Source organism: Fructilactobacillus carniphilus, from assembly GCF_024029675.1.
Taxonomy (GTDB): domain Bacteria; phylum Bacillota; class Bacilli; order Lactobacillales; family Lactobacillaceae; genus Fructilactobacillus; species Fructilactobacillus carniphilus.
Genome location: NZ_CP097121.1, coordinates 1,032,082 through 1,055,487 on the forward strand (window position 1 = coordinate 1,032,082; position 23,406 = coordinate 1,055,487).

At 42.2% G+C, this 23,406-nt stretch carries 22 protein-coding genes; 3 read left to right on the forward strand and 19 right to left on the reverse strand.

What is annotated here, in order from left to right; all coding sequences use genetic code 11:
- Window positions 1-15: 15 nt before the first annotated feature.
- The 10 genes from M3M37_RS05280 to purB form a co-directional block, all read right to left on the reverse strand.
- Window positions 16-765, reverse strand: a complete 750-nt coding sequence (locus M3M37_RS05280) for an ABC transporter permease (protein WP_252794687.1) — start codon at window positions 763-765, stop codon at window positions 16-18.
- 14 nt (window positions 766-779) lie between these two features.
- Complete coding sequence (locus M3M37_RS05285; RefSeq protein ID WP_252794689.1) at window positions 780-1,652, reverse strand: ABC transporter ATP-binding protein; 873 nt, start codon at window positions 1,650-1,652, stop codon at window positions 780-782.
- A 129-nt stretch (window positions 1,653-1,781) separates the two neighbouring features.
- Window positions 1,782-2,138, reverse strand: a complete 357-nt coding sequence (locus M3M37_RS05290) for a hypothetical protein (RefSeq protein ID WP_252794691.1) — start codon at window positions 2,136-2,138, stop codon at window positions 1,782-1,784.
- A 12-nt stretch (window positions 2,139-2,150) separates the two neighbouring features.
- Window positions 2,151-2,822, reverse strand: coding sequence for an ABC-2 family transporter permease (locus M3M37_RS05295; protein ID WP_252794696.1), 672 nt, complete (start codon window positions 2,820-2,822; stop codon window positions 2,151-2,153).
- Window positions 2,823-2,825: 3 nt separating this feature from the next.
- A complete protein-coding gene (locus M3M37_RS05300; RefSeq protein ID WP_252794698.1) occupies window positions 2,826-3,590 on the reverse strand; it encodes a lantibiotic immunity ABC transporter MutE/EpiE family permease subunit in 765 nt (254 codons plus the stop codon).
- A gap of 8 nt (window positions 3,591-3,598) precedes the next feature.
- Window positions 3,599-4,288, reverse strand: coding sequence for an ATP-binding cassette domain-containing protein (locus M3M37_RS05305; RefSeq protein ID WP_252794700.1), 690 nt, complete (start codon window positions 4,286-4,288; stop codon window positions 3,599-3,601).
- Between the two features lie 22 nt (window positions 4,289-4,310).
- Window positions 4,311-4,652 carry a helix-turn-helix domain-containing protein gene (locus tag M3M37_RS05310; protein WP_252794701.1) on the reverse strand — a complete coding sequence of 114 codons (342 nt, stop codon included), beginning with the start codon at window positions 4,650-4,652 and terminating at the stop codon, window positions 4,311-4,313.
- Between the two features lie 209 nt (window positions 4,653-4,861).
- Window positions 4,862-6,244 carry a class II fumarate hydratase gene (locus M3M37_RS05315; protein ID WP_252794703.1) on the reverse strand — a complete coding sequence of 461 codons (1,383 nt, stop codon included), beginning with the start codon at window positions 6,242-6,244 and terminating at the stop codon, window positions 4,862-4,864.
- 21 nt (window positions 6,245-6,265) lie between these two features.
- Complete coding sequence (gene codA, locus M3M37_RS05320) at window positions 6,266-7,501, reverse strand: cytosine deaminase (RefSeq protein WP_252794705.1); 1,236 nt, start codon at window positions 7,499-7,501, stop codon at window positions 6,266-6,268.
- Window positions 7,502-7,581: 80 nt separating this feature from the next.
- A complete protein-coding gene (gene purB / locus M3M37_RS05325) occupies window positions 7,582-8,877 on the reverse strand; it encodes an adenylosuccinate lyase (RefSeq protein WP_252794707.1) in 1,296 nt (431 codons plus the stop codon).
- Between the two features lie 178 nt (window positions 8,878-9,055).
- Here purB and M3M37_RS05330 point away from each other — a divergent pair, with 178 nt between their 5' ends.
- From M3M37_RS05330 to M3M37_RS05340, 3 genes are all read left to right on the forward strand, one after another.
- Window positions 9,056-9,808, forward strand: a complete 753-nt coding sequence (locus tag M3M37_RS05330) for a tyrosine-protein phosphatase (protein ID WP_252794709.1) — start codon at window positions 9,056-9,058, stop codon at window positions 9,806-9,808.
- A 181-nt stretch (window positions 9,809-9,989) separates the two neighbouring features.
- A complete protein-coding gene (locus tag M3M37_RS05335; protein ID WP_252794711.1) occupies window positions 9,990-11,258 on the forward strand; it encodes an adenylosuccinate synthase in 1,269 nt (422 codons plus the stop codon).
- Window positions 11,259-11,439: 181 nt separating this feature from the next.
- A complete protein-coding gene (locus tag M3M37_RS05340; RefSeq protein ID WP_252794713.1) occupies window positions 11,440-12,597 on the forward strand; it encodes an MFS transporter in 1,158 nt (385 codons plus the stop codon).
- Window positions 12,598-12,654: 57 nt separating this feature from the next.
- Here the strand turns inward: M3M37_RS05340 and M3M37_RS05345 are convergent, their stop codons facing one another.
- The 9 genes from M3M37_RS05345 to M3M37_RS05385 form a co-directional block, all read right to left on the reverse strand.
- The gene (locus tag M3M37_RS05345; protein WP_252794715.1) at window positions 12,655-13,773 is read right to left on the reverse strand and encodes a hypothetical protein; all 1,119 of its coding nucleotides are present in this window, start codon (window positions 13,771-13,773) and stop codon (window positions 12,655-12,657) included.
- A gap of 27 nt (window positions 13,774-13,800) precedes the next feature.
- On the reverse strand, window positions 13,801-14,991 hold the full coding sequence (locus M3M37_RS05350) for an ATP-grasp domain-containing protein (RefSeq protein ID WP_252794717.1): 1,191 nt from the start codon (window positions 14,989-14,991) through the stop codon (window positions 13,801-13,803).
- A 23-nt stretch (window positions 14,992-15,014) separates the two neighbouring features.
- Window positions 15,015-16,268 (reverse strand): MFS transporter, encoded by a 1,254-nt coding sequence (locus tag M3M37_RS05355; protein ID WP_252794718.1) that lies wholly within the window; start codon window positions 16,266-16,268, stop codon window positions 15,015-15,017.
- Between the two features lie 163 nt (window positions 16,269-16,431).
- On the reverse strand, window positions 16,432-17,010 hold the full coding sequence (locus tag M3M37_RS05360) for a 4'-phosphopantetheinyl transferase family protein (RefSeq protein ID WP_252794719.1): 579 nt from the start codon (window positions 17,008-17,010) through the stop codon (window positions 16,432-16,434).
- 20 nt (window positions 17,011-17,030) lie between these two features.
- Window positions 17,031-17,288: an acyl carrier protein gene (locus tag M3M37_RS05365; protein WP_252794721.1), complete on the reverse strand. Its 258-nt coding sequence runs from the start codon at window positions 17,286-17,288 to the stop codon at window positions 17,031-17,033.
- An 83-nt stretch (window positions 17,289-17,371) separates the two neighbouring features.
- Window positions 17,372-18,226, reverse strand: coding sequence for a glycerophosphoryl diester phosphodiesterase membrane domain-containing protein (locus M3M37_RS05370; RefSeq protein ID WP_252794723.1), 855 nt, complete (start codon window positions 18,224-18,226; stop codon window positions 17,372-17,374).
- A gap of 103 nt (window positions 18,227-18,329) precedes the next feature.
- The gene (locus tag M3M37_RS05375) at window positions 18,330-19,214 is read right to left on the reverse strand and encodes an aldo/keto reductase (RefSeq protein ID WP_252794724.1); all 885 of its coding nucleotides are present in this window, start codon (window positions 19,212-19,214) and stop codon (window positions 18,330-18,332) included.
- A gap of 44 nt (window positions 19,215-19,258) precedes the next feature.
- The gene (locus M3M37_RS05380; protein ID WP_252794726.1) at window positions 19,259-20,446 is read right to left on the reverse strand and encodes a DUF998 domain-containing protein; all 1,188 of its coding nucleotides are present in this window, start codon (window positions 20,444-20,446) and stop codon (window positions 19,259-19,261) included.
- Window positions 20,447-20,592: 146 nt separating this feature from the next.
- The gene (locus tag M3M37_RS05385; protein ID WP_252794728.1) at window positions 20,593-23,364 is read right to left on the reverse strand and encodes an SH3 domain-containing protein; all 2,772 of its coding nucleotides are present in this window, start codon (window positions 23,362-23,364) and stop codon (window positions 20,593-20,595) included.
- Window positions 23,365-23,406 lie beyond the last annotated feature (42 nt).

Sequence of the window (23,406 nt, forward strand, 5' to 3'; positions counted from 1 at the left end):
GCTTTAACGACATCATTAGGTGGTCCGGCGTTTAAAGGCATAATTTCCAACTACCAGCAAACAACCTCCATAAACCAAGATTAAGCCTAAATACTCTGGAATTGATAACAACGTAACCTGCTGTAAGGCTGGGTTAATAACTTGCCCATTTAAATTCATGACGTTAATCGGATTGTACCTTAGCAACGGATGGCTATGAACTAACCCAAACATTGCATTAGCCAATAATGGACTAACAAAGCAAACGATGATTCCGACCGTCGTTCCTAAGCCCGTTGATTTAAACCCTAAAGCAACGGTCAATACCAAACTGCTGATCAATCCCGTGGTGAAAAACTTGGCCACGTTACTCAACCAGAAAACATTCCAATCTGCGGTAGGAATGGCAGAATTGCCCAACCAGCTGAAAAGCAGTAGCGAAAAACTAAGCGAGATTAATGCCAACAAACCAGCAAACACCAATAAGGTGACTAGCTTGCTCAGATAAATTGTAGTGCGCGAAAATTGTTTGGAAATTAAGAGTTTAATGGTGCCGTAGTTAAACTCTTGGGTGAAAATGGTACTACTGAGATAAATCAGCACCAAAAATCCCCACAGCGAACCATTAAAGTTATCTAACCAAACTGCTTTAACCGTAATGAGATGCGGATTATAGTTAGAGATTTCAGCAGTAGTAAGCATCAGTACTAGTTGCAAAACCAGCACCGCATAGGTACTTTTCTGATGAAAAAGCTTAAATAACTCTTGTTTAATCAGTAATTTCACGTGGCGTCTCCTTTCTATTTCAGCAACTGCAACAAGTTGTTTTCAAAGTCATCTCGTTCACTTTCAACCGTTTGAATGTGAATCCCATTGGCATTTAACCCTGGAACCAACGTTTGCAACTCGGCTACCGGGACCATTAAAGCTGTATCACTAATTTCAATTTGCTCATTAGCTCCAATCAGTTTGCGCGCTAAATCAAACTTATCAACGGTAATCCGGAGCCGCTGCTGGGAATGGTGCTGAAAACGACGCAATGTCGTCTGTTTTAAGATCACACCGTCTTTAATGATGATTAACACATCAATCATTTTCTCTAATTCGCTTAAAACGTGGCTGGAAATTAGAAAAGTAATGCCCCGTTTTTGCAAGCGGAGAATTAAATCCCGAACCTGCTTCGTCCCATTAGGATCTAGACCGTTAATGGGTTCATCGAGAATTACTAGTCTGGGTTGATTAATCAACGCTAATAAAATGCCTAACTTCTGCTTCATTCCCAAGGAATATTGGCGGGTGGGCCGCTTTAGATAAGATTCCATTTCTAAAGCAGCAATTAAATCTTCAGTTTCTTTCTGGTTATAGTCATCGTTAGCAAATAACCGGAGATGCTCCCAACCGGTTAAGTAAGGATAAAGTGCCGGATATTCAATCAACGATCCCACGTTGTGGAGGGCTGTTTTCTTTTGAACGCTAACCACCTGTTGCTCCACTTTGATAGTGCCCTGATTAATGGATATCATTCCTAAAATGGATTTCATCAGGGTGGTTTTCCCGGCTCCATTTGCGCCAACTAGTCCCCCAATTTGCCCCGCTTCCAGCGTAAACGAGACGTCCTTTAGAATCGATTTCCCTTTAATTTGTTTTCTGAGGTTCGTTACTTGTAATTGCACCTGTCTCCTCCTTCATTAAATAAAATCAAACTTCTTTGACCTTACAATAATGATTGATCCAGACAAGCTCTAGTCTTGAGCCCCAGCAAAAAAGGATGTCTCAGTAGCTGAGCCATCCTTTTAAAATTGCTATTTTCTTTTTGAAATCAATGAAACCAAATTTATGATAACGAAAATCATTCCGATAATTGCTAGAAACAAAATTGACCACCGAATCAACTGGTTATAACTAGCATTCATCAGCATTGTAATCGTTACCAGTATAAAGATTAGTAAGGAAATCACTAGCATGATGAGTTGAAACACAAGCATGCTTTTAGTGCGACTTTTAAAAAATAACGGTAAATTTAGCAACGTTGGCACAATGATGATAAAAAGCACCATATTAACGTTAAAAGTATGAGTTTGAACCGCAAATAAGATAATCATAATAACTAATGCAAGCCAAGCCCCTAAATTAATAATTTCTTTTCTACTCTGCTTCATTTTTAATTCCTCCTAATTTCCTGACCAATGATTAAAACGCCAATTAACTATAATTTGCTCAACCGTGGTAATTAATAAAACTACCAGCACCATTCCCATTAATCGAAATGGCGAAACTAAATAAATTTTGGCACCATAAACCCATGGAATCAGATACCATAATCCCGCTCCCAATGCTGTTGTTCCGTAATAAATCATAAATGGAATTGTCATAATTCCAACCCCAATACAAGCTAAATAACCATGCATGATTCCCACATACTCAATAATTGGCACCCAAACTAAATTTAAGATTGCTAAGCTAACCCACAGATTCAGGGACATCCTTATGGAAAAATCACCAATCGTTACCATCAGCAAATTAAAAATAAGAATATTAATTAACCACATCCAGTAAGTACTTAGCGAAAATCCTAATAGCCAGCTAGTTCGCTTCGGCAGTGAAAGAATCCCATTAAAATTAGGTCTTTGGTCCTCGAACCTTCGTTGAATTGCAAGAATTAGACTAAGCAAACATGGGGCCAAACAGTTCAAATAAACAATTGCCGTCTTGGTCCAAAGTGTTCCTGTCATTGGTGAAGCTTTGCTTTTTAAGCCAAAATAAATTCCGTATAATCCGATTAATAATGAAATTCCTAACAGTAACGGTTGATGTTTGATTTTCAAACAATTAGCTTTTAACACAACTCAAGCCACCTTTCGAGCATTACTTAAAGACAGCAAATAATTAATGATTAACCACATCACGACTACGATGACAATCCAACCGATAAAACTAAGATTGTTAGTCAAATTACTTTGAGCTGATAAGACGGTCCCGTTAGGATTAATCCGTAATAATGTGATCGTCCGAAGTGCTAATACCCAGGGATCTAGCCAGAAACGCAAGGTTAAAGCAATTCCCATAAAAGCACTCATAATTGAAATTCCGAGATTAAGCAGGATAACCATAATTGCATTCAAATAGCGCAATAGCTGCATGTTAATTACAATTAGTGGCCAACTACCAAGCCAGATAACCAGTGAAGCAAACGATAATAACGCGACATTCCCGACCGTTCTAGTTGTCAGCAAGTTACTAATGCAAACAACCACTAATAAAGTAGTTTGAGCTAATAACATTAATAACCAGTATTTCAAAGACTTGGCTAGGTAACGCTGTTGCAAAGACCAATGATTGGCTAAAACGCTTTGAAGCCCTAAAGCCCGCTTTTCTTGTTGATAATCACCACTAATAATCATCACAACACATATTGGCAACAAAATCAGTGCCCAAATGTTAAAAATATTAGTTTGAATAATGCTAACCCCATTAACTAACCCAGTTGGATTCCTAGATGATAGTAACGTCATCAGGGTAAATACGCAGAAAAGCAACGGTAAAATTAATGCTATGTTTAAATCATTACTCGATTTAGTTTTCAATATTTCTATTTTTAATGCATTCTTCATCTCAACTATTATCCTTGTGTTTTTTCAAAGAAGATCTGATTCAAATCCTCTTTACCAGTCACTGCTTGTTGATAAACCAACGATCCATTATTCAAAATACCAATGAATTCTGCGATGTCTTGTAATTCGGGCAGAATGTGACTTGAAATTAGAACCGTTTTTCCCGTTTGGGTAAGCTCCTTTAAATATGTTTTCAGCTCTTTAATTCCGTACGGATCTAAACCATTAAAAGGTTCATCTAAAATCAAAAAATCTGGATTCTTCAGCATCGCCATTGCAATTCCCAACCGTTGCTTCATTCCCAAAGAAAAGTTCTTCACTTTTTTATTCCCGGTATTATCAATGTTTAAACGGGCTAAAATAACTGGAATCTTTTCTAAAGGCAAGTGGTCTTCTAAAGCAATAATCTTCATATTATCGAATGCCGTTAAATTCCCATAAGCAGCCGGATATTCAATTAAAGACCCAATTTGTTGCAAAATTGATCGGTGCCAAGGTTGATGCTTAAATTCCATTCCCCCTTCAAAATCAGTAATAATTCCAGTGATAATCTTCATGGTCGTGGACTTCCCAGCTCCATTAATTCCCAGCAATCCATAAATTTTACCTTGTGGAATTTTCAAATTAATGTGATTTAAAACCACTTTCTGTTTAAACCGCTTGGTTAATTGGTTGGTCGTTAAAATGTACTCCGTCATTCTGGTCTCCTTAATTTAATCATTACTTAAATGCATGAATAATCACTGGAATTAGCCACGCCAAACACCATGCAACTATAAAAATAATCCACCAGCGATGATTGAGAAAATCCCAAAAGGTCATCCCTACCTTTGGATTCTCGACCTTAATTTTTTTTTGGAATTTATCATCACCCCGGATGAGACTATCCAAGCTAACCTCGAACAAATCGCTGATTTGAATCAATCTGTCAATATCAGGATAAGCAGTCCCAATTTCCCATTTAGAAACGGACTGGCGACTAACGTTTAACAGCTCAGCCAAATCATTTTGGGTCCAGTTCCTTTTCTCCCGTTCTTCTCTAATCCGTTGTCCTAAAATCATCGATCAACCTCTCCTTTTAAAATCATTTTTAAGCATAAAACTATTAACGTAAAAATCACGAACTACTTATGCGCTTTCCCGCAACTAATAGGTGCATCGTTGCTATAAAGGCATTCTTCGTCTTTCTAAACTAAAAACAGCTCTGCTAATTATCCCGGCAAAGGTTAATTAACAAAGCTGTTTTTTTATTGATTCATTTAGTTTAAATTTTAATCTCGATCATAATTCGTCATCCGCAACTGGTTCACCCACTGATCAAACTCCGCTGCCGTTAGGTATCCCGATGCAAGCGCCGCGTCCCGCAAATTTTCGTTGGCTTGCGCCGCCTGGTTCGCAATTTCAGCTGCATGGTGATAACCGATGTGAGGACTTAACGCCGTCACCGTCATCAACGAGGCATCAACCAATTGCTGCATCCGCTCCTGGTTCACCTGAATCCCACTGACCATCTTATCCGTGAAGTTCGGCAGTAAATCGGTCAATAATTCCACCGACTCTAAGAAGGTGGCGATCATCACCGGTTTATACACGTTCATTTCAAAGTTTCCCTGGCTGTTCGCCACGGTCAGCGTCGTGTCGTTCCCCATGATCCGCGTCGCCGCCATCGTCATCGCCTCGGCCTGAGTCGGGTTCACCTTCCCTGGCATGATGGACGACCCCGGTTCGTTAGCGGGAATCGTCAGTTCCCCGTAACCGGCTCGCGGTCCACTGGCTAAGAAGCGAATGTCATTCGCAATTTTCAATAAATCAGAAGCAAGCGTCCGCACGGCGCCGTGCGTATTTAACAAGGCCGAATGCGCGGATAGTCCCGCAAATTTATTGCCCACGCGATAATGGACTCCCTGGGCTTGACTTAAAGCCTGCACCATTTGTGCATCAAATCCAGCTGGGGTATTCAACCCAGTTCCAACCGCCGTTCCCCCAATCGGTAACTCCAGCAATCCCTGTGCGTTTTCCTGTAAGGCTTGTTGATCGCGCTGTAAGGTACTGCGCCAACCAGAAACTTCCTGGCCAAAGGTCAACGGAGTGGCATCCTGAAGGTGAGTTCGGCCAATCTTGACCGCTGCTTGATACTTGCTTTCCAACTGCTGGAACGCCGTAATTAAATGTTGTAACGGGGACATTAGCGCTTGAACTGCTTGATAAGCAGCCATGTTCATCGCCGTCGGGAAAGTGTCATTTGAACTTTGCGAAGCATTTACGTCATCATTTGGTTGCACCGTAAGGTCAGGCTGATTCTGCTGCACCACGTGGGTAATGACCTCGTTCACGTTCATGTTGGTTTGGGTTCCGGAACCGGTTTGGTAAACATGAAGCGGAAAATCCTGCATTAAAGCGGCATCGTCCAGTTCCAGTAATTGATCAACGGCGGTTGCAATCGCAGCTGCTTTTTCCGGTGCCAGCTTCTGATCCTGGGCATTAACCTGCGCTGCAGCTCGTTTAATGACCAGCAACGCTCGAATTACTTGCACTGGCATTAACGGTCCCACCGGAAAGTTATGGCGACTTCGTTCCGTTTGTGCTCCCCAGAGAGCGTTTTTCGGGACTTGCACGTCTCCTAAGGTATCAGATTCAGTTCGATATTCGGTCATCGCGTTCTCCTTTTTGCTTGTTTAGAAATTTAGGTGCGCGGACTGCGGGTGATTTTCTACTAAGACCTTGCCGTTTCGAATGGAGTACAGCAACGGCCGCCGTTCGTTTAAAACGTCATAAAAATTGGACCCGGCAAAAATCAGGAAACTAGCTGGTTTCCCGACTTCAATTCCATAGTGATCCTGCACGTGCAGGGTTTTGGCACCGTTTGTACTAATCAACCGGTAGGAATCCAAAATCTGGTGATAGCCCATTAACCCACTGGCTAAAATCCCGACGTAGAGCGCATCTAGCATGTTGCCGTCGCCCATCGGATACCACGGATCCTTAATGTCATCCTCTCCAAAGGAAACGTTGATGTGGTGCTCTAGCAATTCTTTAACCCGTGTTAATCCCCGGCGTTTCGGATAGGTATCAAAGCGGCCACCCAAGTGCATGTTCACCAGGGGATTGGCCACGAAGTTCAGTTGCGCCAATTCTAGCACCCGCATTAGTTTATAAGCGTAGGCATCGTTTACGCTTGCCAACGAAACCGTATGGCTAGCGGTCACTCGCTCTTTCAACCCAGATTCGTAGGCCAACGTCGCCAGCACTTCCAAGTTCCGGGAGCCCGGATCATCAATTTCGTCACAGTGCACGTCCACCAGTTTGTTGGTGCGCTCCGCGAGGTCCATGATAAATTCCAGGGATTCCTTCCCGTAGTACTGGTTAAATTCATAGTGCGGAATCCCACCAATCGCGTCTACACCCATTTGGGCGGCGGTTTCCATTAGTTTCTTTCCATTTGGAAACGATAAAATTCCTTCCTGAGGAAACGCCACCAGTTGGAGTTCCATGAAGTCAGAAACTTCATCACGAACCTCCAGTAGAGCTTTCAGTGCCGTAAAACTGGGGTCAGTGGTATCAACGTGACTGCGCACGAACTGGACCCCGTGTTCGGCTTGTCGTTTTAACGTCGCGAGCGCCCGTCGTTTTACATCGTCATGAGTCAACTGGGGTTTCCGTTCCGACCAAATCTGAATCCCATCAAATAGCGTTCCCGTTTCGTTCCAGCGTGGTTCCCCAGCCGTTAAAGTCGAATCTAGGTGCACATGGGAATCCACAAACGGTGGCAACAGTAAATTACCCGTGGCATCAATCACTTGCTCATCTGGCTCGGGCGTTAAATGCGCTGCCATTTCAGTAATTATCCCATCCTGACAACGCACATCTTGTGGCGTTGCTTGATTTTCAATCACAACCTGTTGAATTAACATCCGTAATCCTTTCTCTTATTATCGTGGTTAGAAAAAATTCCATTCACGTCCAAGGCGTCAATGGAATCTTGTTCATGCACTTATTCTAAGCCGACCCGTTTGAAAATATCATCCACGTGCCGCAGGTGGTAGTGGTAATCAAAGGCATCGTTAATTTCTGCTGCACTCAACCGGTCCGTGATTTCTGGACTGTTTTCTACCAATTCCCGGAAGGAAATTTGTTCATCCCAGGACTTGGCCGTGAGTGGTTGCACTAAATCGTAAGCAGCTTCCCGGCTCAAACCGGTGTTAATCAATTTTAACATTACCCGTTGGCTGTAAATCAGGCCGTGCGTAATGTTCATATTCTCCTTCATGCGCTCTGGGAAGACGTCCAGATTCTTCACAATGTTATTAAACCGGTGCAACATGTAGTCTAACAACGTGGTTCCTTCGGGGAGGATGATTCGTTCTGACGAAGAGTGAGAAATGTCGCGTTCGTGCCACAACGAAACGTTTTCGTAAGCCGGCGTCATCAAGCCCCGCATCGTTCGAGCCAAACCACAAATATTTTCTGATCCGATGGGGTTCCGTTTATGGGGCATCGCTGAGGATCCCTTTTGGCCGGCATTAAAGTGTTCTTCCACTTCATGAATTTCTGAACGTTGCAAGCTCCGAATTTCGGTCGCAAAGTTTTCCAAACTAGTAGCGGTTAGAGCCAGGACGGCAATGTATTCGGCGTGTAAATCACGCGGTAGCACTTGACTCCCAATTTCTTGAGCCCGCAATCCGAGTTTGTCACAAACGTACCGTTCCACTTCAGGATCAATGTTAGCAAAGGTTCCCACTGCTCCCGAAATTTTTCCGGCTTCAACGCCCGCAGCCGCATGGTCAAAGCGGTCAATGTCTCGGTTCAATTCGGAGTACCACCGGGCTAGTTTCAAACCAAACGTGGTGGGTTCTGCTTGCACCCCGTGGGTCCGGCCCATCATGACCGTATCCTTGTATTGTAAGGCTTTTTCTCTAATCGTTTCTTTTAAAGTCAACAAGTCCTCGCGCAAAACGGCGTTGGCTTGTTTTAATCGAACCCCTTGCGCCGTATCCACAACGTCCGTACTGGTAACCCCGTAGTGAATCCAGCGTTTTTCGGGTCCTAAGGATTCAGAAACGTCCCGGGTAAAGGCCACCACGTCATGGTGAGTTACTGCTTCGATTTTAGCAATTTCATCCGGATCAAACTTCGCCTTTTGTTGAATGGCTTTTAAATCGTTATCGGGAATTAACCCCAGTTTATTCCAAGCTTCATCAATCGCAATTTCAACGTCTAACCAGGATTGGTACTGGTTTTGCATACTCCAAATTTTTTTCATTGGTGCGCGTGTATACCGCTCAATCATTGTCGTACCCCCACTCTTAAATTACTTTAATTCTAACGATTTCTGGATTTTTGTCAATTATCGTCCGGATTTTCACGAACTTTATCCTTGCCAATTATTTTTTGTTTAACCTTTAAGGACTGCGCTTCCATTTAATGGTATACTATTAATTAAATCACAATCATAAAGGAGCAAGCTCATGACAGCATCAAAAATTGTAAACTTTCGCGATATCGGTGGTATTCCCGTTGCTGGGGGAACCTTACGTCCGGGAATCTTCCTGCGAAGCGGTCAGTTAGTTGATTTAACCCCTGAAGATGTTGATTTTCTCGTTAATCAACATCATTTAAAGGAAGTTTTTGACTTCCGGAGTAAAAAAGAAATCGAACAACAACCAGATACCACCATGCCCGGTGTTAAGTATCAAAACATTGACATCCTGGCTTCCGCTACTAACAGTAGTGCCTCCATTGAAGACATGTTACTACATGCCGATAACATTACAGAGGGCATGCTAAATACTTACGAACAACTGGTGCTTAGTGAATCGGCGCAAAAAGGATATCATGATTTTCTAACGGAAGCCTTGAAGCTGAACGAACCGCTGTTATTCCACTGTTTTGCTGGTAAAGACCGCACTGGCTTTGGTGCCGCTTTAATCCTGAAACTGGCCGGTGCTTCTGACGACCAAATTTACGCTGACTACCTTAAAACTAACGAAATGCGCAAAGCCAGCAACGAAGAAATCATTAACTCCCTGCAGGGGAAAATTTCTGCTGAACAAATTAAAGCGCTCCAAGTAGCTTTGAACGTTGACAAGAGTTACCTCGAACGAGCCTTCGCTACGATTGACCAACACTACGGTAATTTTTCAAATTACCTGACGGAAGCTCTCGACTTAGACGAAAACTTTCAAACTAAATTTAAACAGACGTTTGTCATTCCTGAATAATGGTTTAACCAGCTCAACCGACCGCTACCATCTATCCCGTTTAGGATAGATGGTAGCGGTCGGTTTTTGTTTCTCAAATAAAACCCGAACTTTTAATCTGCAAAAATCCGTTAAGTTCTTGATTTCACCGGTTAAGATTGGTAAACTTGCTACTGGTAAAAAAATTTAACGAGGTGCTTATATGTCAGTAACAGTGGTTGTTGGTAGTCAATGGGGCGATGAAGGTAAGGGTAAAATCGTCGATTATCTCAGTAAAGATTCCGATGCAATTGCACGATACCAAGGAGGCGACAACGCCGGCCATACGATTGTCTTTAACGGACACAAGTTTAGCCTACAACTGTTGCCATCTGGGATTTTTTACTCTGATAAACTGGCTGTCATTGGGAACGGCGTGGTTCTAAACCCGAAGTCGCTCTTTGCAGAAATTAATTATCTCAACGAAAACGACGTCCCGACCGATAACTTACGGATCTCTTCGCGGGCCCAGGTCATTATGCCGTACCACATTCTGTTAGACGAACTAAGCGAAAAACAACGGACGAATAAAATCGGAACCACCCACAAAGGAATTGGTCCTGCTTACATGGATAAAATTGCCCGGGTGGGAATTCGGGTAGCCGATTTAATTGATCCGGAGACGTTCAAACGAGAACTCCAAGAAACCCTCCGGCAAAAAAACGAATTATTAACCAAATTGTATGAAGTGGAACCGTTAGACTTCAACTCCATTTACAACGAATACAAGGCATATCGGGAACGGATGAAACCGTACGTTACGGATACTTCCGTCCTCTTAAACGACGCCATTGAAAAGCAACAAAACGTGCTCTTTGAAGGGGCCCAAGGGATTATGTTAGACATTGACCACGGAACCTATCCGTACGTCACTTCTTCTAATCCGGTTGCCGGTGGTGCTGCCGTGGGAGCCGGTTTAGGTCCGACCAAGGTAACTGACGTAATTGGCGTTTGCAAGGCCTACACATCCCGCGTGGGTGAAGGTCCTTTCCCCACTGAATTGTTAACCGAAATTGGGGATCATATCCGTGATACTGCCCACGAATACGGAACGGTCACTAAACGACCCCGCCGGATTGGCTGGCTGGATACGGTCGGATTGCGGCACGCTGCGCGCGTTTCCGGTTTAACTGCCTTAGCCATGAACTGTGTCGATGTGTTAGATGAACTCGACGTGATTAAGGTCTGCACCGGTTACCGGCTTAACGGAAAAATTATCGATTACTATCCTGCTAACCTTGATGAACTAGACAACTGTGAACCAGTTTACCAAGAACTGCCAGGTTGGAACGAAAGTACCACGGATTGCACCACCTTTGACCAGTTACCGGCTAACGCCCAAAACTACATCAAAACGGTGGAAGCCCTGGTTCAGGTTCCCATTGAATGGTATTCGGTTGGTCCGGATCGGGAACAAACCCACCGGCGGTAATCAAAAAATTTATATTTAAAGAGTCGAATCAGATTGAAACACTATTTCAACCCGATTCGGCTCTTTTTTAACTTAAATTTTACTAAAATTAATTTGGCGTAGATTGCTAATCCTTTAAAACAAGGATAAGCTTAAATTTAACTAAGAAAAAATCTAAACTTATTTTTGGGGAGGATTACCTATGGAACTACGCCTCTTTTTTTCCAAAACATTTTCCCAGGTTGGTGACCTCATCTTTAACACCCTCCTGGATCTGTGGATTTTAAACACGTTTGGTTCATCGAAAACCTTAGCAACTAGTTTGGCGGTCGCTAGCTCCGCGAATTTCATTGCCAGTTTTGTGGGTGGCTATTTGGCCGACTCCCGCTACGTCGGCAAGTTTCTCTTGGGGATTGAGTTCTTCTCCGTGGTCATTTCGTTTCTCAATTTGTTCTATCTAACCGCCATTGGAAATCAAAGGCCCAGCATTCTAATTATCAACCTCTTTCTTTTCCTCATTAATTTTAGTAACTTTTTACTTTCCCCGTTAATGAAAAAGGCCATTAGCAGCTACGTCCAAAGGGAACGGATCCCGACTTACAACCAATGGACTTCGGTGGTCGGGCAGGTGCTAACCATTGTGATTCCAGCTATCTCTACCATTCTGTACACCAAGCATTTCCTTACAATTGAATGGGCTCTAGGAATCAACGCTGTGTCCTTTTTAATCGGTTTCATCCTGTTGCTCCCGTTGTTAAAATTCAAACTACCCCCGAGGAATCCCGATAATCGGTACTCGAACACCATTAAATACGTTTTCCGTGTCCCTCGCCTGCAAGAAATTATTTTATTAGGAACCATTCTCTCGTTATTTTCCGCAGAACTAAACGTTTTTGCCCCCGTGTTCGTCACCAAAACTTTACATCAGCAAGCTTTATATGGGATTGTCGTAAGCTTCATGGCCGTCGGTGGAATCCTAGGCGCCCTGTCGATGCACTACTTTAAAATTGGCAAGACCCTCAAAACCGAATACAGCTTTTTAGCGCTTCTGGTGCTCTCATTATTCGTGATCTTTGGATTCCCCAACATTTACTCCATGTGTCTATTAGCAATCATTGCCAACTTAAACTTAGTCCGGTACGGCGTCCTAAGTCAAACGTTCATTCAATTGCAAGTTCCGGCCGAAATCATTGGAAAAACCTTTTCAGTCTTATTCTTTTGTTTAAATCTAGTGATGCCCCTGGGCAGTTATCTAATTGGATTAGTGATTAATCAATCTAGCTTTCTCGTTAGTCTACTGTTAATTGGAACCGCGCTACTGCCGTTTACTATGATTCTGGTTTACCGGCAAAAAGCTTAGCGACTTTCCATCCAACAAAAAAACGCCGTGGCGGTTTTTTTATTTTGCTTGGAAGTCTTAATCCTGCGCTTTGAAATAATAAATGTCATTACGCACCGGTTGGCGGTAACCAAAAACTTCTAACGGAACTCCCTTTGATTGATGTAACTTTGCAGCGGTTGCGGTTGATACCTCTGTTTCACCATACTGCGCTCTAAATTTTTGAATTTGTTGCTCACAGGTGCTTAAATATCCAGCTAACTTAGTCAGTGATCCTAGCGAAAGTCCCTGAATAACAGCCATTTTCTCAATTAACGTCAGCAAATCTACAACCGGTGGCAAACCACCACAGTAAAATTCAAAATACAGACAAAGATGTTTAACCTTACGACGAAACTCCGAACCTGCTCCCTTAGCGGTTAAGGGAACTTCATTGGCTGCTAAGCTAACAATTGCTAACACGTCGTTTAAAAGCCGATGGATCTGTAGTTGATTCAACCGTGATTGTTGAATAATTTCTTGCAAAAATAACCGACAAACTTGGTATTCAGGCCGGGCAAACGGATAAGGAACCTGGTCCTTAATCATATTTAGCCGTTCTTGAAATACGATGGAATCCAATTGCGACGTCCCCAGGTCTTCATTTAGATTGACTAGGGCAAAATTACAGAAAACACACGGCATCTCAAAGTAATAGTAGTAAAACTTCACGTACACGTTCTTGGCCCCATTATGTAAGTCGGCCGTAAAATCAGCATCCACAAATTTAATTCTAAACTCTTGCAACTCCTGCAGATAATTCTTCAAAAAACGGGGTGCTTCGACAAAGATTTGCTCGGATTTTAAGCCGTAGGTCTGCATTAAACCCCGAATCACGCGCCGCATGTTAGCGGTTTGATTACACTGCTCGTATTGTTGAAATGCATACTGCACCTGACAGTTTAACGATAACGGACAGTCTAAATTCAACTTTTGCTCGTTATTTAAGTACCGGACACACGTCTGAGCCTTAAAGACTAACTTAGCAGTATTCGTCTGCGTAAAGTTAGTGACCGTATCTAAGTAAGGAGAATAGGTAAAAAAGCCCTTCTCGTCGTTTCGAAAAACCGGACTAGCTGGTAAGATTTGGAGTTGTTCTGGATATGATGCTAGTAACCGGCGGCGTTCTAAAAGTTCACGTTTGTTTTGTAATTCCATTCGTCATCCTCATTTACTTCACATTTTTCATTGAAAAGCTTTCGTTAGTTGCTGCAAATGAGCAGTAAACTCAGCTTCATTGCGACTAGTAAATTCCACCACAAAACAGTATGAGCCGGTAGACTGGTAGGTAGCGGTCTCATTTCCCTTTTTCTGATGGATGCTTTTAATCCAGTCGTAATGAAGCTTCTGGTAACGATCAGAGTGTGGTGGTGCCATCACAAACAATAGCCCGGCAATGCATTGAGGCCGCTTTGAAATGGAAAGGTTGGCGGTCCCTGGTTCGAGGTAATCCTGCCAAAATGCGGTTGGAATCGAAACACCAAATTCAAATGGAGTCAATTTAATCATTCCCTGGCCCCCAAATCGTTTCCCGACCTCACAAAACATGATTCCTCGTTCCCCATAAAAAAATTCAAAGTGAAACGGGGTTGTTTCTCCAGTGACGGTCATAACGTCGAGAATTTTTTGGGTTGCTTCCTTCAGTTGTTTCCGAATCATTGGAACCCACGTTGCCGAAGAAAAATATAGCTTAGAGGTCCGCACACAGAGATTTTGACGCGTGGTTAACGTTGATAAAATCAAATCACAGTATTCATGGTAGAGGTCTAATTTAATTTCATTGCCAACCGAATAACCATCGACGGTTACCATGTGGTTAAACGGGCAGAAGGTTTCAATTAAGTAGTCATCCTCACCTAAATTTACATCAGCAAATTCATTTAGATGAGCGGGTTCAATCACGAACACACCCGTTGCGGAATCAGCTCGCCGGGGCTTTAAAACGGATTGCCCGTGTTCTTCCACAAAATTCTTTATTTGCGCAAAGGAACTCACCGCCTGAAACTCAGGTTGGGGTACAATTCCCTGTAGAATCGAACGCATGTAGTACTTATCTTTAAAGAAGAGATTCGAAAGCTCGGAATCCAACTGCTTATCACAGAAATAGGTTTTTAAAATTCCGACCCCAATCATGGCATCCTCGGCTAACGTTCTGATGTCTGAAATGGTTTCCTGCGTCTGTTTTTTCCGAAAATACGTCACTAGATGAGCAAAATCAAGGCTCGCTACTGTATCAATTTGTCCCTGACTAGCAGCGGTAACATACTTTTCATAGCGTTCCTTTTGCTGTTCCGGAACTACCACCGTCAGGTCATCCGGAAGTTGTTTGGGTAATTCAATTCCTGCTGGTTGATAGGGATACAAAAAATATTTCATGCGTTTTCCTTCCATTATTTAGTTTACGCATACGTCTGATATCTTTTCCATAACGAAATTGCATATCCAACTCCAAGAACGCCCAGACCACACATTAGTCCCCAAATAACTGTTAGCGGGATGAGGTTTCCCAAAGCCACGACCACTAGCGAACCCAGAGGAATGGTCAAGGTCACTAACGAGTTAATGGCACTCATAATCGTTCCCAACTGTTCTTCTGGAGCGGCTTTCATAATGAAAGCGTCGATCTTAGGAAAAAGAATTCCACATAAGTACCCAACGATGGCAACCAACAAAATCATCACAATTCCATTTCGTGCAACTAGCATATCTAAAAATAAACCTAATAAAGTAGCCAACACCAGGATCACATTGCTTTCAATGCTGGCGCGGCGCAGTCCTGGTAACCCGAAGAAAGATCCAACAATCATACCGCCACTTTCCATCGCTCCCACGAGGGCCACGGTAAATCCGTAGTTAAAGAGGATTAGCGAATGATAGTGTAACAAGGTTAACGTCATCAGCACTTCTTGCATGGATGTCAATAAATTAGTCAGCGCAAAGAGTAAGACAAAATGAAATAATTGCGGAAAATTACGTAATGCCCCGTAATTATTTTTCATTTCCCCCACTACCGTTTTTAGACTAAATTTAGTGGACTGTGGAGTAACGCTTTGTTTCACGGGCACATCCAAATCGGCTTGGTGCCACTTTAAAATGATGTAAGACAATAGAAATGTAACCGCATTGACTAAGGCGAACAAAACATAATTTTGGTTTAACAAGGCTAACAAGGATGCCCCCACCATTCCACCTATCAGACTAATTGATTGGCTGACTCCACCTTGAAAACCTCGGGCCGCGGTTAGATCCTGTTCCGGCACAATCTTTTTAAAAATTGGGAGCATTAAATAGCCCCCATAAGTACCTAAAAATTCTGTCAAAAAGTTCAACAGTAGCAGAATCCCAAATAAATACCATCCCGGGGTTAAACTGATCAACCCACTCAGTACTAAAAAGAGCCCCATTTGCAGTAACCGAATGACTAACATGCCGCGATAATGCTGGTGCGAGTGATCAGCAAAAACCCCAGCAATGATGTTCGTAACGTAGGGTAACGAGGAAATCAGACTCACAGCACTAACCGCCAGATTCGGATTAGGCATGTGGCTGGCATAGATAATGAAAACAATGTTAAATAGGGTCGTTCCTAGATTATCCAAGAGGCCGGAACACATCAAGGCCCGAAATTTTGCGTTTTGCCAAAAAACTTGCAATTAAATTGCCTTCTTTCATTTCGTTTACTAGTTAAAGTAATAATTTTTCTTGCGTAAGTTGCCTTTTAGCTTACCAAACTAAATCCGAAAAGTAAATACGCAAAAAAGCACTGAATCAGTTGATTCAGTGCTTTTAATGTATTTTCAGAACATGATGTTCGGATTATTCCATTTTCTGGGCCATCGTCCCCAAGTAATCCTCATGAATGGCTAAAAAGTTAATCGCAAACCGTTGACCATGCTGTTCGGCCACATCCATCCGGGGAACGTTTACACTCACAGTCCGTGGTTTACCGGGTAATCCTGCGCCAGTTTCCTTTAAAACAGCCTCTTTAACCGTCCACAACCGCAGCATCGCCAATGATTGCCGGGCTGCTGGTAACTTTTCTAAGTAGGCTAACTCTGCAACTGTAAAGGCCCGTTTGAGCCGCTTTAATTGGACCGGTTTCACCTTTTCTACATCAACTCCCAGGGGACGGTCTGAAATGGCAACCAACACCAGGTCAGCCGAGTGGGAAATATTAAAAGCCGTCGTTCGCTTCGCAAACAACGGCTTTCCGTTCGCAATCGTCGTGAATTCATCATCAGCTAGTAACGCATCTTCCGGCAAATCTATGAGCTTCGCCAATAAAATCCGCCCCACTAAATCCTTCTGTTTACGCTGATTATCTTCAATCTGAAACCGACGATAGTACGGTTGATATTGCAGGTCAGTGAGCCGTCCGGTTTTGAATTTCAACAAACGAACCGCCTCCTACCTGATTATTTTTGTTCGTCTAGTTGTTTAGCAACGTAATCAACTAAATCCTGCACCGTTTCCATGCCTTCGTCGCCATCAATTTCGATGTCATATTTGTCTTCTAGGGCATCCACGATTTCAAAGATATCCAAACTGTCTAAGTCCAAGTTATCTTTGAAGTTCGCGTCTAACGTAATTTTGTTAGGATCGATATCCGTTTGATCCACCACAATGTCTTTGATTTCTGCTAAAATTTGTTCCTTATTTGCTTGTTCTGCCATCGTTACCACTCCATTAATTAGTCTAAATTTACTTGAATCAGTCTTATTTTACCATATCTTCACTTTTTTGAGTAAACAGTTAATTATTCATTTGATTTCACTGTCGTTCCTTTTGAATTCTGCGTTTTCAAATCCAGTAAGCTAAGGAAGATCTGAACATTAGTAACTGCCATCCACAGTGCATAAAAAGCATAAAAAAAGTAAACAATAAATACTACCAAAAAAGATATTGAAATATTTCCATATTCTCTCTTAATTATAGAAATATTAATACCCATATTGATGACTAACATACATACTATTGCAATGATGAATAAAGCTACTAATTGGATTAAATTGAAAGCAATTAATTGCCAACGGTGTCCTTTCACTAATCTAAAGCTTTCCTTAATGGCATGAAAAAAGTTTGGGTCAGCATCTTTAGAGACAAAATACGTAAATAGCAAAAGCTGTAGCCTTAACCATACATAGATCAAAAAAAATATTATTAAAACACTCCCAATCAAAAGCCATACAAAAAAGCTCGAGTTTCCAAAATATAAAAGGTTCATTATCATCATAAATACCATAAATGCCCAAATAACTAATATTGATACTATTGGGATCAGTGATATCACAGATATAGTAAAACTTGGCAACCAGTTAAAACCCCGAAAAGCCACAAAGGTATTCTTAAATTGAAATTTGCCCTTCTTCAAACTGTTAATTATCCCAAAACTAAATGACATTTCTAATACAAAAGTAATGTTATATATCACAAAGAATAAAACCTTGTATAAATCATTGATATCTGTTATATTTTTGCTAATATAATAATATGATAAATTAATGACATAATAAATACAAAATAAAACCGTAATGGGCAAAAACATTGCCCACAAAGACCAAAAATTATTTTTTATCGTAGTGTTAGTCTTCCTTAATACTTCTCTAATCATAATAACCTCCGTTGAGATTTAATAATCACATTATAACAAAAAATACAACGAAAAAATACCAAATAAAAAAAGAACCCGAACATGTCGAGTCCTTAATTGGTTATTACTTATCCCATTCGTCAACGGTATCAGCAAATCCGGCCGGATTACCGTTCCAACGAAAGGCTCCGTACCAGAGGGAACGCTTATCAACATCTAAACTGTCAATCAAAGCAACGTCTTCGTCACTCAATTCAAAGTCGTAAACATCAGCATTCTGTTTGATGTATTCTTCATGCGTTGACTTTGGAATCGTAATCACTTCACGTTGTAATTCCCACCGTAAAATAATTTGCGCTGTCGACTTATTATACTTATCAGCCAGCTTTTGAATGGCAGAATCGTTCAAAGCATCACCGTGTCCCAATGGAGACCAAGCTTCTAGCCAGATGTGGTGCTTGTCACAGTAGTCTTTAATGTCTTTTTCTTGTTCCACGGGGTTAAATTCCATTTGGTTTAAGACTGGTTTAACCGAAGCGTGTTCCATCAAATCAGTTAAACGGTCCAAGTTGAAGTTCGAAACTCCAATCGAACGTACTTTACCTTCGTGGTATAACTTTTCCATAGCTTTCCAAGTTTCGTTATACTTGCCGTTTACTGGCCAGTGAATCAAGAGGAGGTCAACGTAACTAGTTTGCAAACGTTCTAGTTGCCCTTCAAAGGCCTTCAGCGTGCTTTCATAACCTTGGTCCCCGTTAAAGACCTTCGTGGTTAAGAAAATATCTTCTCGTTTCAACCCGTTTTCGGCAAGACCCTCTTTCAAGCCTTCCCCGACTCCGGCTTCGTTTCCGTATTGCTTAGCAGTATCAATGGCCCGGTAGCCGTTTGCTAGCGCCCATTTAACTGATTGGGCAGCAGTTTGGTTATCACTCTTCCAAACGCCTAATCCCAATAAAGGCATTTCAATTCCGTTGTTTAAGGTAATTGTTGAATCTAAATTTAGTTTCATAGTTAGCACCTCCGACTTCATTATAGGAGAATCACCAGTTAATTTCATTCATTTGGTTTCTTGATTTGAAGCTGTACAACTTGTTGGCTCTTTTGGTTAATTTCCCCCAATAAGTACTGAAACAGCATCATAATCCAAGAAAAGCCTAATGCAGATGCTAAAATTTCAAAAGCCGTGAGGGATAAATAATGCACGTGTCGAAACAAGAAACTAACTAAGATAATCAAAAAAACAATTAAATAGGAATTAATCATAAAATTGCGCGGGATTTTAGGTAACAACCATTTAATCCCACCGATTAGGATAATAATGACCAAAGCCATCGCCCAGGCAAATTGATCGTGCCAGTAGTGCATCCACGGAACCTGCCGGTTATTATAAATTAAGCCCACTGCTAAGGCATCAACCGCTAAGAGGGTTAGTAACAACCGCAAACAGAAGGTTCGAATTGGTGGCCAGTGCAATGGTTTTAAAGAAACAAACAGATAATCAACCAGCGCTAACATTAACAACGCCGACACAATAAAGGTCAGGTTAAACTGCCAACTGTCAATGGCCTTGGCCGTTCCCAGAAAACTGATGTTATGCTTCCACCACTGTTTATTGCCGTTAGCCAGCATCGAAATCAATAAACCGCCAATGATCATCAAAATCAACAAATCAACCAAAATTGTTGGTGTAATGTTATCGGCCACGTTAATCATGATGGTATTAATGATGATGCCAAACATAAATAGCATACCCGTGGCGGTATAATGATCAAATTCAGCTCCATAAAAGACCCGCGAAAAAATCCAGAAAATCCCTAATAAAGAAACTAGGAGAATCAACGCCACCGCAATGATAATGGTCGGCAAATTCCGCCAATAAATATTACGATAGACCGAATTAACCGAATTATTCCGCGTTTTGATGAAAAAGATTGTAAAAAGAATCGAGCCCATGATGGTTCCTAAAATAATGGTCCCAGTGGCAATTGAATAATCACCAGTTAACGGAATTAAACGTGATTGTGTTAGCGTGCAGTAGATAAAAAAGACCAAGGCCATTAAAATTGCCGGAATAATTTCCCACCAATACGACACATTCCAAAAGGAAGCCCGCTGAACGTTTTCTTTCTCCAGTTGCAAGCCATTTTTATCGACCTGGAGGATGAACTTTTCCCCATCCCGAAGTTTTAGCTTCTGTACAGTCTGCTCAGGAATTTCAAAATAATACTTAGGAGACTTCATGTTTAAACCTTTCTAAGTTTAGCTGGAAATAAATCGTCATCCCAAATTATACCCTATCTATTCCCGAACTAAAAACCACGGATTATCCCTTCGATAATCCGTGGTTTTTAAATTCAGAGCGCTTACGCGTTCACTTTATCTTTAAATTAGAGTTGGGCAATCCAACGATCAGCCCCGGCAAAGTTAACGTAGTGTAACCATGTGTAACCGTTAGCTTGCTTCATAGCGTCATATCGAATCGTGTCCCCAGCTTGGAGTTGACCCGTTACCCCAGCACTTAAGCTCGCATCAGTCCGGACGTTTTGTTCATAACGAACCGTGTAAATACCATCTACTTTAACTGTAGCACCATTATCGTTGTTAGTAGGAGTAGTTGGTTGTGCTGCTGGTTGGCTACCACCATTTAAATCAGCAACCCACCGGTCTTGACCAGCGTAGTTGTCGTAGTGTAACCACTTGTAGCCATCGGCTTGACGCGTACCGTTGTAGTAAATTGTGTCGCCAGCTTGAAGTTGCCCCGTTACCCCAGCACTCAGGCTAGCGTCAGTCCGGACGTTCTGAGCTCCAGTTAACGTGTAACTACCACTTTCTTGGTTATTGTTGTTCCCGTTATTTTCACTAGGAGCAGGGGCTGGGGTCGGAGCTGGTTGGCTAGCGCTATTCAAATCAGCAACCCACCGATCTTGACCGGCGTAGTTATTGTAATGCAACCACTTGTAACCATCCGCTTCACGAGTACCATCGTAGTAAATCGTATCTCCAGCTTGGAGTTGACCCGTTACCCCAGCACTCAAACTAGCATCCGTCCGTACATTTTGCGGTCCACTTAACGTGTAACTACCACGTTCTTGGTTAGTAGCTTGGTTATTATTGTTTGGTTCTGGGGTTGGCGTTGGGGCCGGTTGAGAAGGAGTTTGGTTGGCACTATTTAAATCAGCAACCCACCGGTCTTGACCAGCGTAGTTATTATAGTGTAACCACTTGTAGCCATCCGCTTCGCGAGTACCACTGTAGTAAATCGTGTCTCCGGCTTGCAATTGACCAGTTACCCCGGCACTTAGACTAGCATCAGAACGTACATTTTGTGCACTGCTCAACGTGTAACTACCGCTTTCTTGGTTCATACCAGTGTTATTGTTGTTATCAGTACTTGGGTTAGTAGCTGGAATATCAGCATTAGCCCCGAGTTGAGCGGCGTATTGGTAAGCACCATTGCTAGCTTTAAAACGCATCCAAGTATAGCCATTATTATCAGCTAAACCATCGTAGTGAATTTGTTGACCAGTTTGCCCTAATCCTACGATTTGTCCTGATAAGCTTGGTGCATTTCGTAGGTTAACGTCAGAACTAAAGGTCCAAGTTCCATTAGCAGCTACTACTTTAGTGGAATTGTTGTCAGGATTGGTTGGTACTGTCGTTGGATTATCCAAATTTTGATCAAATCGAGATAAGTTGTTTGATTGAATTACGTTAATTAAAGTACTTGCGTACGTAGGTGAAGTTGCATAACCATCATTTTGTAACATCCAAGCTACTTGTGAGTAATCCCGATTCCCAAGTAAGTTTGCGTACCGTGAGTTTGAATATAAGAAGTAACCGTGATCTTGGACACTTTCAGCAAAACTAGGGTAAGCCCGGAAGCGGTCTTGAATCGTTACATAGTGCCCATTAATCCATTCTTGGGTTGGAACAGTTACAGATTGACCATTGTATGATCCCTTAATCCCAAAGAGGTTATTCCCAGGAGCTGCTTGACCCCAGGCACTTTCAACAATAGCTTGGGCAATCGAAATACTTGGCAATACGCCGTACTTCTTCCAAGTTTCAAGTGCTCCGGCAGACAAGGAGTTAATGAAATCAGAGTGGCTAGTAGTAGCGCTAGCTAATTGAGCTACCCAACGATCCTTGCTTTCGTAGTTCGTGTAGTGTAACCATGTGTAACCATCAGCCTGAACTTTTCCATCATAGTTAATGGTATCGCCGGCTTGTAATTGACCCGTGATGTTTCCATTTAAACTTGGATTGTCACGAACGTTTTGTTCTCCAGATGGAGTGTAAGAGCCAGACTCTCTAGTCATGTTAGCCGTAGACAGATTCTGTGCTGCGGTTTGAACAACCAAGTTAACTAACCGGGCATCATGTGTTTGCTCTACATTTTGTGTTTGATCATCGCTCTTCGTTTCAACTTGATCACTAGCTTGTTTCGTTGCATCCGTGGTCAATTTAGCAGGAGTAGCTTGATCAGCTTTGTTTGTTTCCTTTGTTTCGGCTTGATCCTGATTGTCAGTTGTAGCTTCCTTAGCATCCGTTTTTACTGCATCAGCAGTTCTAGTAACCTGTTCCGCTTTGGAATCCGTTGCTTCCTTTGGAGTAGTCGCTACTTGAGCAGCTTGGGAATCCTTTTGTTCAGTTGCTTTTTGATCAACTGCTTGGTCATCAGTAGCAGGCACTTCATCTGTTTTAGCAGTAGTTTGCTCAGCAGCCTTAGCTACTTGCTTTGAATTTTCTGATTGCGGAGCAGCTTGCTCGTTTAATTTAGTATCAGCTTGATCTTTTTGATCAGTTACCGGCGCTTGTTTAGCGTCAACACTTTGCTTTTGGTCAGTAGTTGCTTGACCATTAGTAGTAGCTGATGAATCAGTTTGCTCGTTCGTAGTTGTTTGCTTAACATCAGAAGCCGGTGCTTGTTCAGTGTTTTTTTGATTATCAGATGATGGAACAGTTGCCACAGCAACTGGTGCAGAGGATTGAACATCTGCATGAGTTGGCTTTCCAACTGCAAAGAGGGCCGTCGAAGCGAAGGTTAACCCCATGGCAATTTTAAGCCAGCCATGTTTTGACTTGGTTAGCTTAGCTCTGGTTTTAGTTTCACCAGTGGCTAACGCCATTTTGTTGTGTGCCTTAGCATACTTCTTCATAAAATATAGGTCCTTTCGTAAATAGCTTTTTAATTATTAGTT

Coding starts and splice junctions, on each gene's coding strand:
- M3M37_RS05330 (WP_252794709.1), top strand. CDS start 9,056: ATGACAGCATCAAAAATTGTAAACTTTCGCGATATCGGTGGTATTCCC.
- M3M37_RS05380 (WP_252794726.1), bottom strand. CDS start 20,446: ATGAAGTCTCCTAAGTATTATTTTGAAATTCCTGAGCAGACTGTACAG.
- M3M37_RS05370 (WP_252794723.1), bottom strand. CDS start 18,226: ATGATTAGAGAAGTATTAAGGAAGACTAACACTACGATAAAAAATAAT.
- M3M37_RS05385 (WP_252794728.1), bottom strand. CDS start 23,364: ATGAAGAAGTATGCTAAGGCACACAACAAAATGGCGTTAGCCACTGGT.
- purB (WP_252794707.1), bottom strand. CDS start 8,877: ATGATTGAGCGGTATACACGCGCACCAATGAAAAAAATTTGGAGTATG.
- M3M37_RS05315 (WP_252794703.1), bottom strand. CDS start 6,244: ATGACCGAATATCGAACTGAATCTGATACCTTAGGAGACGTGCAAGTC.
- M3M37_RS05350 (WP_252794717.1), bottom strand. CDS start 14,991: ATGAAATATTTTTTGTATCCCTATCAACCAGCAGGAATTGAATTACCC.
- M3M37_RS05345 (WP_252794715.1), bottom strand. CDS start 13,773: ATGGAATTACAAAACAAACGTGAACTTTTAGAACGCCGCCGGTTACTA.
- M3M37_RS05335 (WP_252794711.1), top strand. CDS start 9,990: ATGTCAGTAACAGTGGTTGTTGGTAGTCAATGGGGCGATGAAGGTAAG.
- codA (WP_252794705.1), bottom strand. CDS start 7,501: ATGTTAATTCAACAGGTTGTGATTGAAAATCAAGCAACGCCACAAGAT.
- M3M37_RS05340 (WP_252794713.1), top strand. CDS start 11,440: ATGGAACTACGCCTCTTTTTTTCCAAAACATTTTCCCAGGTTGGTGAC.
- M3M37_RS05375 (WP_252794724.1), bottom strand. CDS start 19,214: ATGAAACTAAATTTAGATTCAACAATTACCTTAAACAACGGAATTGAA.
- M3M37_RS05300 (WP_252794698.1), bottom strand. CDS start 3,590: ATGAAGAATGCATTAAAAATAGAAATATTGAAAACTAAATCGAGTAAT.
- M3M37_RS05365 (WP_252794721.1), bottom strand. CDS start 17,288: ATGGCAGAACAAGCAAATAAGGAACAAATTTTAGCAGAAATCAAAGAC.
- M3M37_RS05305 (WP_252794700.1), bottom strand. CDS start 4,288: ATGACGGAGTACATTTTAACGACCAACCAATTAACCAAGCGGTTTAAA.
- M3M37_RS05310 (WP_252794701.1), bottom strand. CDS start 4,652: ATGATTTTAGGACAACGGATTAGAGAAGAACGGGAGAAAAGGAACTGG.
- M3M37_RS05290 (WP_252794691.1), bottom strand. CDS start 2,138: ATGAAGCAGAGTAGAAAAGAAATTATTAATTTAGGGGCTTGGCTTGCA.